The following is an 11475-nucleotide window of genomic DNA, read 5'->3' on the forward strand; positions in this document are numbered from 1 at the left end:
TGCTGGAGTGGCGCAACTACGACCTGGTGGGGACGTTCCTGGCGGCCGGCTTGGGTACGCGCCTGCAGGAATCGTTCGTACTGCGCGATGCGAAGGTGCAGCTGGTGCTGTTCGGCATGGGGCTGAGCGAGGAGGTCGCAAGTATCCGCCTGCGCCTGCGCGCGCAGGGCCTGCCGTCGCCGATTCTGGTCCGGACCGACTTTGACAGCTACGACGAGTCGCTGTTCTGGCGATCGCTGACGTCGCACATGATCCTGCCGTCGGTACTGGAGGGCACCGGCCCCCTCCCCGCCGTGGGCGACGCGTGCGACCATGCAGGGCCCAGTCCCTAGCGGTGCCTGTCTTGCCAGGTGCCCGCCCAGCCATACATGAGCACTCCCCAGCCGCCGCACCTGCCGACCTCCGATGCGTCCACCCCGCTGACACCTGCGGCAACCGGCGGCGGCGGGCCTCTGGGTGAAACGAAGATGCGCGAAATCGCGGTGCGGATCTCGCAGTACTTCCGCGATTTCCTTGAATCGGATTTCAAGCGCGCGCAGGCACCGCGGCGCCGCATCGTGCTTACCAGCGATTCCGGCTTCCGCGCGGGCATGCGCACCGCGCCGTATCCGGCGTTGGACAAGGAGTTGTGGAAGCTGCTCAGCCGGCCCTCCGGCGAGGAGCTTTCGTTCACCATCGGCCCGCGCAGCTATACCCGGCCGATCAGCGCGACGCTGCGCCGCATCGTCGAAGAACAAGTGAACGCCATCACCGAGACCGCCATCGCCACGGTGCGCGTGGCCGTGCTGGACAAGGCGCGCGCCAGCATGGCCGGTGCACTGGAAGACCCGGAAGCCTGGGTGGAATCGGTGCAGGGCGCCCTGGTGGATGCGATGTGCGTGCAGGTGGTGCGGCCGCTGATCGCGCATCTGGCCGGCCCACTGCAGGGCCAGGCGTACTGGGTGATGGATTCGCTGCACGCGGCTGAATCGGACCTGGTCACCCGTGCCGTTGTCGATCTGTACCAGACCCTGCCGGAGGTGCTGGCGCGCTTGCTGGCCACCGGTGACGAGCTGCCGCTGCAGCAGGCCTGCGAGCATCAGCTGACCCGCGACGGCACGATCAGCGCGCTGATGGCCTTCTTCGAGAACTTCGTGGCGGCCGACGCCTTCCATGAGTTCCGCGACCTGGAAACCTATGTCGCCACCGGCGATGGCCTGCAGCTGTATCTCTACGTGGGCACGCTGAAGTACGCGGGCGTGCAGTACCCGGTGTTCTACCTGCCGCTGGACGTGGTGCGGGCCAAGGATGGGTCGGGCTACACCCTGACCCTCAGCAACCGGCTGTTCGCCAACCGCCGCGCGATCGACTTCGTGCTGCAGGAACTGGCCGTAGGCATGGCCCGCGAGTGGGTGTCGCCGATCCAGGAGCGCATCCAGTACCTCGACCCGGCGCAGAGCCTGTTCGAAGTGGCGGCGTCGCTGTTCCGGCAGGTGGCCAACGCGGTGGATCTGGGCGGCGAAGTCTCGCTTTCCTCGTCTGCCAGCGAGGCATCCACCGCCACCGTTGCGCTGTCGCCTGCCCTGCACCTGGCTGCGTTCGAGCGCGCCGACGAGGCGCTGTTGAATGATTTCGAGGAGATCATCGACCAGGCCCGCAATGGGGGGTCGAAGCTGGTGGATCTGTTCCACGGCATGGTGGAAGGCGTGCTGATGCGCAATCCCGAGCCGATCGGGGAACGGGTGGAATCGGCCTGGGATGCGCTGCCGCTGGTGGAGCGCATGGTGTTCGATTCGCCCATCCCGTTGAACGAGGAACAGCGCAAGATCCTGCTGGCGGTACGCGAGCCGCAGGGGCGGATCGTGGTGGTCGAAGGCCCACCCGGCACCGGCAAGTCGCACACCATCACTGCCATCGCCGCCGACTGTGCGTTCAACAAGAAGAGCTGCCTGGTGCTGTCGGACAAGACCGAGGCGCTGGACGTGGTGTACGACAAGCTGTCCGATGCGATGAGCCGGGTTCGCCACGATCGCGATTTCCCCAACCCGATCCTGCGGCTGGGCCAGCAGGCGGCCAACTTCAAGCGCCTGACTTCCACCGGCACCATCAGCCAGATTTCGGCCTTCGCCAAGGCCATGAAGGCCAACCAGCCCGCCCTTGAGAGCGAGCGCCAGGACACAGCGCAGACCCTGCGGCAGGCCATCTCCAGCACCGTGCAGACGCTGGGGCGTGTTTCGCTTGCCGCCGTGAAGACCATGCACGAGCAGGAAGCGGAACTGGGCGAACGCGCACCTGCGGTGTTGCAGCAGGTGCACGCGGTGATGGATGCCAACGTGCTGGCCGAGCTGGAAGCGGTGACTGCACAGGCGGACGTGCTTGAAACCTATCTGGCCGACCTGTTCGGCAGCACCGACTACAGCCCGGCGTCGCTGGACGAGCGCATCCGTCGCGATGCGGTGACAACGGCCTTCCTTGCCGATCGACCGGTTGACGGCTGGGAGCTGTTCGAGTCGTTGGATGCCGAACAGGTACGGCTGCTGGGTACGATCCTGCTGCAGCACCAGCAGCTGAAGATGCCGGTGCTGGGCTATCTGCTGCGCGGCAATGCGGTACGCGGGCTGGAACTGCAGCTCAACCAGCTGGGCACCACGCGGCCACTGCTGCTCAAGCACGATGCAGCGGCCCTGCAGGCCATCGTGCAGGGCGCAAACGCGCTGCGCATGAAGCTGGAGGCCGAAGGCCTGGGCACGCAGCTGCCTGCCAGCTACCGGCAGATCGCCCACGGCGCCGCGCCGGGACCGGGTGCGGCGGTTGCACGGCAGGCAATGACCCTGCTGGCGCGGCTCAATCCGGCCATCGTCGAGACCCTGCTTGCCGAGCCGAAGGACGATCCCGCGCTGTGGGCGCTGACCCTGCGCTTCCTGCAGGGCTGGATGGCCACGCGCAAGGCCTTCGTCGATGCGCCGCAGTACGACTATGTCGGCACCAAGACCAAGCTGGAACGCCTGAACACCTCGGTGATGAATGCCCACGTGGATGGGCGCCTGATCAGCTTCATGGATCATCACCGCGCCGATGCGCGGGCGTTGGCGGGCGTGATCGCCAACCGGCAGAAATTCCCGGTGGACAAGTTCGAGAGCGTGCGCGAGTCGTTCCCGGTGATGATCGCCAGCATCCGCGAGTTCGGCGAATACATGCCGCTGGCACCGGACCTGTTCGACGTGCTGGTGATCGATGAAGGCTCGCAGGTGTCAGTGGCGCAGGCACTGCCGGCGCTGCTGCGCGCGCGCAAGGTGGTGGTGCTGGGTGACTCCAAGCAGTTCTCCAACGTCAAGGCCGCCAACGCCAGCATCGCGCTGAACGACAAGTACCGCTCGGACCTGGTCAACTACTTCCGCGCCAACGTCAGCCAGCAGGCCGACGTGCTGGAACGGTTGGCCATGTTCGATGTGAAGCGGTCGGTGCTGGAGTTCTGTTCGCTCTCGGCCTCGTACTCGGTGATGCTGCGCAAGCACTTCCGCAGCTATGCGGAACTGATCGGGTTCTCGTCCTCCACCTTCTACAACCACCAGCTGCAGGCACTGAAGATCCGCAGCCGGCCGCTGCAGGAGGTGATCCGCTTCAGCCAGATCGATGCCAGCGGGCACCGAACCAGCCGCAGCACCAACGAAGCCGAAGCGGCCTTCATTGCCGAGCGCCTGGTTGAACTGCTGGATACGGAGGCGCCGCCTACGGTGGGCATCATCACGCCGTTCCGCGAGCAGCAGACGCTGTTGTCCAAGGCGCTGTTCAATCATCCGCGCGGCCGCGAGTTCGAAGAGCGGCTTCGCCTGAAAGTGATGACGGTCGACTCCTGCCAGGGTGAGGAACGCGGGATGATCTTCTATTCGATGGTGGCGACCGCCGGCCAGGATGCGCTGAACTACATCTTCCCGGTCAGCCTGACTGGCGCGGTGGATGCGGTGGAGGAAAAGCTGAAAGTGCAGCGCCTGAATGTCGGCTTCTCCCGTGCGCAGGAGGCGATCTGGTTCGTCCATTCGATGCCGGTCGATGCGTTCCGCGGCGCAATCGGCAACGCGCTGCGTTACTACGCCAGCCAGTTGGATCGCCCCGCGCCCGACGCCGCGCAGACCGACGCGCGCAGCCCGATGGAATCGAAGGTGCTGCAGTGGCTGCAGCAGACGCCCTTCGTGCTCGCGCATGGCGATGCGGTGGAAATCATTCCGCAGTTCCCGGTGGGCGACTATCTGCGCCAGCTTGACCCGACCTACCAGCATCCGGCGTGGCGCTTGGACTTCCTGGTGACCGTGCAGACCGTGCGCGGCGCGCTGCAGATCGTGATCGAGTACGACGGCTTCGAGTTCCATTTCCGCCGCGACAAGCCGGTGCATGTGGGCAACCACGAGCGCTATCTGGTCGAGGCCGATGTCGAGCGCCAGCTGACGCTGGAAAGCTACGGCTATCGCTTCCTGCGCATCAACCGCTTCAACCTCGGCAGCGACCCGGTGCAGACCCTGTCCGACCGCCTCTATCGCCTGATTGAAGTGGCCGGCACGGAAATCCGCTCGGCAGCGGTCGATCAGGTGATCGAGCAGGTGCAGGGACTGGAGTCGAAGGAAAAGAAGGTCTGCAGCCGCTGCGGACAGATCCGCAGCCAGGAGGAATTCTTCGACCCTGACCTGCGCGCCGGTGCCGGCGGGGTGGGACGGATCTGCATGCCCTGCAAGGTCAGCTGACGGGGGCGGTGGCGCGCGTGTTGGGTGATGCGGGACGGATCAGGGCGCCGTCCTGCGGAACGAATCCTGGCCGCGCACCGCCACCGCCGCCAGCCGGCGGCTGACGAGCGCGTACAGTTCCTCCAGCTCGGCGGCGCGGTCGGCGGTCATGTTCGCGCCAAACAGCACGCGTGACAGCGCGAGCTTGTGGGTGTCGTCGGGATAGCGCGCCCGCGCCCGGTACACGGTCTGCAGCACCAGCCAGGCCAGGCGGAACCCGCCCCCGGGCAGGGGGCGGACCACGCGGTCATAGACCTGCCAGAACTGGTACTCGGCCTCCAGGTCGACCGTCGGTGCGGCGAACGGCACCGGACGCGGACGTCCATGGGCGCGTCTGCGGACCGGAGGAAAACGGGGGTTCTGCTGTGCCATGCCTACAGGATGACCCAGCAACATTGTGGGAACCTTGCGTTGGTGCCACGAAATCAGTGCAGATCGTGCATACAGCGGGTGGGGTCGGAACCCTTTGCGTGGCAGAGGGATCCGACCCCGTTCCGGACCCCGTTCCGGACCCCGTTCCGTATCTCAGAACGACATCGAGGTGCTGAACATCACCTGCCGGGGCGCGCTGCGCTGCAGGGTCTGGTAATCCCCCGAGAACGACGAACCGGCGATGGTGGCGGTGCCGATGTTGTTGCGGTTGAAAAGGTTGCTCACGTCCAGTCGCAGCTCCAGCCCCGGCACCAGGCTGTCCGGGCCCAGCTTGTAGGCGGTGTACGCGTTGACCTGCCAGAACGTCGGCACGCGGATGTCGTTTTCATAGGTGAAGGGCTGGCGCAGGTACGAGGTGCTGGTGGCACCGAAACGCCAGCCGCCGAAGTGCGCGGACAGGTCACTGACCAGCGACAGCTGCGGATAGCCCGGCTGTGCGTTGCCCTTGATCGGGTACACGGTATCGCCCACCACGAAATCGCTGTCGTAGTACGAGCGCGCAAGCGCGATGCCCTGGTAGAACTGCAGGTGGTCGGTCAGGTCGGCGGTGACGCCAAGGTCGGCGCCGATCACGTGCATCTTCGGCATCAGCCGCACCGTATTGATCTGTGCGAACTGGGTGCCGATGGCGGCCGACAGCAGCCGGTTGCGGATGTCGTTGTAGAACACATCCGCAGTCACCGTCAGCCGGTCGAAGCGATGGCTGGCACCGACGGTCAGGTTCCAGTTCTTCTCCGGCCGCAGGGTGCCGGCCACGCGGTCGAACTCCTGCTGGTCCGTGATGGTCCAGGCCGACGCGGTGTAGCCGATGTTGCCGCGCTGGGCCACGCGATAGCCGTTCATGGTGTTGGCCAGATCGATGAAGGCATCGGTCCGGTCGGTCGGGCTCCAGTACAGCGACACGTGCGGCAGGAAGTTGCTCTTGGCACGCAGCGTGCCGGACACCGGGCGCTCCGGCGCATCGCCGATGCCGCCCCCGGTGGTGCCGAAATCCACCGCCTTGAAGCCCAGCCCCAGCACCAGCGTGTCGGTGACGGCGTAGTTGTCATGCAGGTAGAACTGCCGTGAACGGGTCACCCAGCTTGATGCGTTGTCGGTCTGGAACGCCGGCCCGTACACGTCGAACGGCCCGGTGGCCTTCAGTGGCTTGCCCTCGCCCAGCAGCGGCTGCTGGTACCACTCGGTCTTGGCGGCCGCCTTGCTCTTCTCCTGCCAGAAGCCGGTGGTGATGGTGTGCGCACCGGTCTCGAACTGCAGGTTGAACATCCCGCCCAAGCGGTTGAGCCGTGGCGTCTGCACCTGTTCGGAGAAGGGCGCACCGTTGGGTGACGGCACGGTCGGGTCGGTCAGGGTGGCCTGGGTGTGGCTGTTGGCGTTGTACAGCTGCACGTTGCCGCTGAGCGCGGGCGTGATCTGGAAACGATGGTTGATCGATGCGACGCGGTCGCGGGTCACCTGGCCGGTGTCGTAGGGAATCAGCTCGGACAGCTCACCGCACGTGTAGGCGCCGCAGGATTTGTCGGCGTTCTCCGGCGAGGCCACGTAGTACGCCCACGCATAGTCCGGATAGAAGCTGTCGGCCTTCCAGCCGAGCTTGCGGATCATGTCGAAGGAGATGTTGTTGTAGCCCCACACCGCGGCCTTGCTGTCGGACAGGAACACGGTGAAATCGCCCCACGCCACATCCTGCTGGGCCTTCAGGTCACCGCGCAGGAACTTCTGCGTGCCGGCGCCCTGGTACTTGTCGGCCGACACCCGCTGCAGGTCGACCAGCAGCTTCGGGCCGTGCTCGCCCAGCTGACCGCTCTGGCCCGAGACCGTGGTGACCAGGGTGTTGTTGCTGCCTACGCCCTGCTTGATGCGCAGGCTGGGCGTGTCCTGCAGTTCTGCCAGCCGGTACTCGAGGCTGCCGCCGTTGACGCTGCTGGAGAACACGCTGACCGGCGCGCCGCCCGGGCTGACCGTGATCGAACCGATGCCATCGGGCACACCAACGTTGACCACGCTGGTGCCGGTGAGCGAGAGGAAGCCGTTGTCGTTCAGCGGCACGCCTTCGAAGGTGATGCCCATTTCATTCATGCGGAAACCGCGCACGAACAGGCTGGTGGCGGAAATGTCCAGACCGAGGCCGTCGGTGGCAGTGTAGCTCGCGCCCGGCACGTTCTTCAGCATCGACAGCCCGTTGTTGCCCGACATCATCGCGTCCAGGTCGGTGGCGTTGATGACGTAGCGGTTCGGTCCCACCACCTGCGTCGGGGCGACAGCAGCACCGCGCGGCGTGGCGATGACCTGCAGCGCGTTCAGGGTGGTGGGGGGTTCATGGGCGGCGTCGGTCGACTCGGCAGCGTGCAGCGGTGCAACGAGAGCGGTGCCGATCGCCAAGGCAATAAGCGTAGGTGGAGTGTTCATGGCCAGATCCAGGGTGCAGGGGAAAGGTGGCGCAGGCGCACGCCCAGCGCGATGCAGCGCCGGTGTGCGGCGCGCTGGCTGGCGGCGATTGCGTTGAAGGAGTGACGGCGCGGTGCGCGTCGGTCAGCAGCGGATGGAAGCGGTGATCTTCCGGGTGATGCGGCGGGATGATTTCGACGTGCGGAATTCTTGCATCGCACTGCCGCATCCGCCATTGCACCGTGGTACAGCGCCAATGGCGATAGGGATGGCCGGGCTATACGTGGGTATAGCCTTGGCGTGGTAGAGGCCGAGCTTGGTCGGCGCTTGCCGTCTGCGTGTGCCAACCAAGGTTGGCAACTACCTGGGCAGATCGACGTGCGGTTACTGCAGGACGAAACGCTCGATTGCCTTGGCCACGCCTTCATCGGCGTTGGTCGCGGTCTCGAAACGCGCGGTCGCCTTCACCGCATCGATGGCATTGCCCATCGCCACGCTGGTGCCGGCGTACTGCAGCATGGTCAGGTCGTTTTCCTGGTCGCCGATGGCCATCACGTTGGCGCGATCGATGCCCAGGTGCTCGGCCAGCTTCTGCAGGCTCGGCCCCTTGCCGGCGCGGCGGTCGAACACTTCCAGGAAGAACGGCGCGCTCTTCAGCACCGCGAAGCGCTCGGTCAGTGCGGCTGGCAGGCGCGCGATGGCCGCGTCCAGCACCTCCGGCTCATCGATCATCATCAGCTTGATGAAGGACATGCGCGGGTCCATGTCGGCCACGCGGCGGTACGACAGTGGCATGCGCGAGAGATGCGAGTCGGCCACGGTGTAGATGCTGATGTCCTGGTTGGGCGTGTACATGCGCTGTGCATCCAGTGCCTGGAAATGTACGCCGATCTCGCGGGCGACCTGTTCGCAGTACACGAAGTCGTCGAAGCTGAGCGGATACTCGACCACGGTCTCACGCGGGCCGATGCGCTGCACCAGGCCGCCGTTGCAGGCGATGCAGTAATCATCGTCGCCATCGATGCCCAGTTCCTGCAGGAACGGCGCCAGCCCCGGCACCGGGCGGCCACTGGTCAGCACGATGTGCACGCCCAGCGCGCGCGCCTCGGCGATGGCCTGTTTCACGCGCGGGGTGAGCTTGTGGCCGGGGTCCAGCAGGGTGCCATCCATATCGATGGCGACCAGTTCGATGGTCGATTGCCTGCGACCCATGTCCATCATCTTCAACCAGTGCGGGGGACGCCCATTTTAGGCCAGGCCGCCGGGCGCTGCCGGCCTCATGCCCGGTTCACCTCCGCGCAGCGCCGGCCGGAGATACTCATGGGGCCTGTGCGTCCCCCACCGCAGGACGGCCCTATCGACCGCCCTTCCCTGGACACTTCTTCGACGCATGACCTACCAAGCGCCCGACGCCAACGACACCGCCCCGCTTGCCCAGCAGATTGAAGACCTGATCGACGGTCTGCCCGGCGACCACATCCGTGTTGGCACGCTGCTGCATGCGCTAGGCGACGAGGGCCTGATGCTGGTGGTGATCCTGCTGTCGGCGATCTTCCTGATTCCGGTGTCGATTCCCGGGCTGAGCACGGTATTCGGTGCGTCCATCCTGCTGATCGGCCTGAGCCGCGTGCGCGATCGCCCGTTGTGGGTGCCGCAGCGGTTGGCCGACAAGCAGATCGCCACCGACAAACTGAAGGCCAACCTGGGCCGTGCCCTGAAGTGGGTGCACCGGATGGAGCGGCTGTCTCGGCCAATGCGGCTGGCAGCGATGGTGCGCTCGAAGAAGATGATGCGGCTGAACAACCTGGCGCTGGTGTTCGCCACGATCCTGCTGATGCTGCCGGCCGGGCCGATTCCCTTCAGCAACACGCTGCCGGCGCTGGCGCTGATGTCATTTGCGATCGGCTTCATCCAGCGCGATGGCGCCGCAGTGGCGGCCGGCTACGGCTTCGTGGTGGCGTCGGTGGTGTACTTCGGTGTGCTGCTGGGTGGTGTGGGCTTTGCAGCCGAATCGGTGTTCAGTGGGATGCGTACCGGGTCGTCAGCGCTGTAGAGCCGAGCCCATGCTCGGCTCTACAGAACGCCTGTGATGCGCGGGTGGCCGACTACTTCGCCGATACCCGCCACACCACGTCGCCCACGTCGTCGGCGACCAGCAACGCGCCCTCCGCGTCGATGGCCATGCCGACCGGTGCGCCCATCAGCGTCTTCTCATCCTTGGACGCGAACCCGCTCACCACCGCTTCCGGGCGGCCGGCCGGCTTGCCATCCTTGAACGGCACGTACACCACTTCGTAACCACTCAACGGCGAGCGGTCCCAGCTGCCGTGTTCGCCGATGAAGGCACCGCCGTGGTACTTCGCCGGCAACGCCTGGCCGGTATAGAACAGCAGGCCCAGCGGTGCCACGTGCGAGCCGATGGCGAAGTCCGGGCGGATCGCCTTGGCCACCAGGTCCGGCCGCTGCGGCTGCACGCGCTCGTCCACATGCTGGCCGTAGTAGCTGTAGGGCCAGCCGTAGAAACCATGCTCCTGCACCGAAGTGAGGTAATCCGGCACCAGGTCGGCACCGATCTCGTCGCGCTCGTTCACCACCGCCCACAGCTTGCCGGTGCTCGGCTCCCAGTCCAGGCCGGTGGGATTGCGCAGGCCCGAGGCGTAGATGCGGCTGCCGCTGGTGGCCACGTCCACTTCCAGCACCACCGCACGCCGGTACTCGACGGCCAGGCCGTTCTCGGTGATGTTGCTGTTGGAGCCCACGCCCACGTACAGCTTGCTGCCATCGCGGCTGGCCAGCAGTTCCTTGGTCCAGTGGTGGTTGATGGTGCTGGGCAGATCGGTGAACTCGCTGCCCTTGTCCGACATGCGGGTTTCGCCCGGCACGTAGTGGTACTTCATGATGTTGCCGGTGTTGGCCACATACAGCGTGTCGCCAATCAGCTGGATGCCGAATGGCGAGTGCAGGTTTTCAATGTACACGTGCTGGGTCCAGGTACCGGTGCCCGGCGTGCGCCGCAGCAGGGTGACCCGGTTGCCGCCCTTGCCGGCCTTGCCCGAGCGCGCCTTCACCTTGCCGGCGATCCATTGCTTGGGCGTGGTGACCGGCTCTTCGCCCGGGCCGTTGCCTTCCACCACCAGCACATCGCCGTTGGGCAGCGACAGCAGCCGGCGCGGATGCTGCAGGTTGGCGGCGATGCGCTCGATCTTCAGGCCATCGGCTACCGACGGTGCCTGGCCCTCGGCCCAGCCCACGCCCTTGGGCACCTGCATCGGCGGCATCAGGTAGTTCTGCGGCGCAGGCAGCGGTGGCTGCGCACCGGACTGATCGGCCGGGTGGTACTCGGCCTTGCCGGCACACGCGGCCAGCGTCAACGCCAGCGAGAGCACGCCCACGACGGGCAGGATGCGCTTAGCCATGACGGGCTCCTTGCAGCACCGGCTGCTGCAGCGAAAGCAGGATGAAACCGAGCGCGATCAGTGCCACCGTCAGCGCGGAAAGGATGGTGCCCGGTACGGCCGCCGCATAGGCGTCGCGGCTGTGCACGAAGGCGTTCCAGATGGCCAGCACGATGGCGACCAGGTTGAGCAGGAAATCGAGGCGGTCAGTGCCGGTGGCGCTGCCATTGCGGCGCCACACCGCGAACAGGTTGATCAGGCGCGGCAGGATGGCGATCAGCAGGCCGAAGGTGATCAGCCACGCGGCCGACTTGCCCCACATCACTTCAGCGGTGTTGAGGTAGAGGATGTCGAAGATGAGGCCGGCCACGAAGAAGCCGAACGGTATCGGGTTCAACAGGCTGAAGAGTGTTGTGCCGAGGCCGCGGTGGGCCTGGGCGACGGGGTTGACCATGGTCGTGCTCCGTACGGGGAAGGGCTGCACGGGCTGTAGTAGCACAGGGGGG

At 66.0% G+C, this 11475-nt stretch carries 8 protein-coding genes; 3 read left to right on the forward strand and 5 right to left on the reverse strand.

The features are described 5' to 3' along the window. Positions 1–332 (forward strand): hypothetical protein (locus DBR20_RS22135; protein WP_181393072.1); only part of this gene is annotated, 332 nt, incomplete at its 5' end. Positions 333–368: 36 nt separating this feature from the next. Further along, positions 369–4715, forward strand: coding sequence for an AAA domain-containing protein (locus tag DBR20_RS12090; RefSeq protein ID WP_108266332.1), 4347 nt, complete (start codon positions 369–371; stop codon positions 4713–4715). 39 nt (positions 4716–4754) lie between these two features. Here DBR20_RS12090 and DBR20_RS12095 read toward each other — a convergent pair whose 3' ends face one another. The 3 genes from DBR20_RS12095 to yidA form a co-directional block, all read right to left on the reverse strand. After that, positions 4755–5063: a hypothetical protein gene (locus DBR20_RS12095; protein WP_251474072.1), complete on the reverse strand. Its 309-nt coding sequence runs from the start codon at positions 5061–5063 to the stop codon at positions 4755–4757. A gap of 216 nt (positions 5064–5279) precedes the next feature. Next, positions 5280–7595, reverse strand: a complete 2316-nt coding sequence (locus DBR20_RS12100) for a TonB-dependent receptor (protein ID WP_108266334.1) — start codon at positions 7593–7595, stop codon at positions 5280–5282. 363 nt (positions 7596–7958) lie between these two features. Beyond that, the gene (gene yidA / locus DBR20_RS12105) at positions 7959–8792 is read right to left on the reverse strand and encodes a sugar-phosphatase (RefSeq protein WP_108266335.1); all 834 of its coding nucleotides are present in this window, start codon (positions 8790–8792) and stop codon (positions 7959–7961) included. 172 nt (positions 8793–8964) lie between these two features. Here yidA and DBR20_RS12110 point away from each other — a divergent pair, with 172 nt between their 5' ends. Beyond that, positions 8965–9627 carry an exopolysaccharide biosynthesis protein gene (locus tag DBR20_RS12110; protein WP_108266336.1) on the forward strand — a complete coding sequence of 221 codons (663 nt, stop codon included), beginning with the start codon at positions 8965–8967 and terminating at the stop codon, positions 9625–9627. Positions 9628–9679: 52 nt separating this feature from the next. Here the strand turns inward: DBR20_RS12110 and DBR20_RS12115 are convergent, their stop codons facing one another. Both DBR20_RS12115 and DBR20_RS12120 read right to left on the reverse strand, forming a co-directional pair. After that, on the reverse strand, positions 9680–10990 hold the full coding sequence (locus DBR20_RS12115; RefSeq protein WP_108266337.1) for a sorbosone dehydrogenase family protein: 1311 nt from the start codon (positions 10988–10990) through the stop codon (positions 9680–9682). Beyond that, positions 10983–11423, reverse strand: a complete 441-nt coding sequence (locus tag DBR20_RS12120; RefSeq protein ID WP_108266338.1) for a DUF2231 domain-containing protein — start codon at positions 11421–11423, stop codon at positions 10983–10985. Before DBR20_RS12120 ends, DBR20_RS12115 begins: the two co-directional genes overlap by 8 nt. Positions 11424–11475: the final 52 nt, after the last annotated feature.

The sequence above is a fragment of the Stenotrophomonas sp. HMWF023 genome, assembly GCF_003060985.1.
GTDB lineage: Bacteria > Pseudomonadota > Gammaproteobacteria > Xanthomonadales > Xanthomonadaceae > Stenotrophomonas > Stenotrophomonas lactitubi.

Bases quoted from the DNA above. Each gene is read 5' to 3' on its own strand.
- DBR20_RS12090 (WP_108266332.1), top strand. From the start codon at position 369: ATGAGCACTCCCCAGCCGCCGCACCTGCCGACCTCCGATGCGTCCACC.
- DBR20_RS12100 (WP_108266334.1), bottom strand. From the start codon at position 7,595: ATGAACACTCCACCTACGCTTATTGCCTTGGCGATCGGCACCGCTCTC.
- yidA (WP_108266335.1), bottom strand. From the start codon at position 8,792: ATGGACATGGGTCGCAGGCAATCGACCATCGAACTGGTCGCCATCGAT.
- DBR20_RS12110 (WP_108266336.1), top strand. From the start codon at position 8,965: ATGACCTACCAAGCGCCCGACGCCAACGACACCGCCCCGCTTGCCCAG.
- DBR20_RS12115 (WP_108266337.1), bottom strand. From the start codon at position 10,990: ATGGCTAAGCGCATCCTGCCCGTCGTGGGCGTGCTCTCGCTGGCGTTG.
- DBR20_RS12120 (WP_108266338.1), bottom strand. From the start codon at position 11,423: ATGGTCAACCCCGTCGCCCAGGCCCACCGCGGCCTCGGCACAACACTC.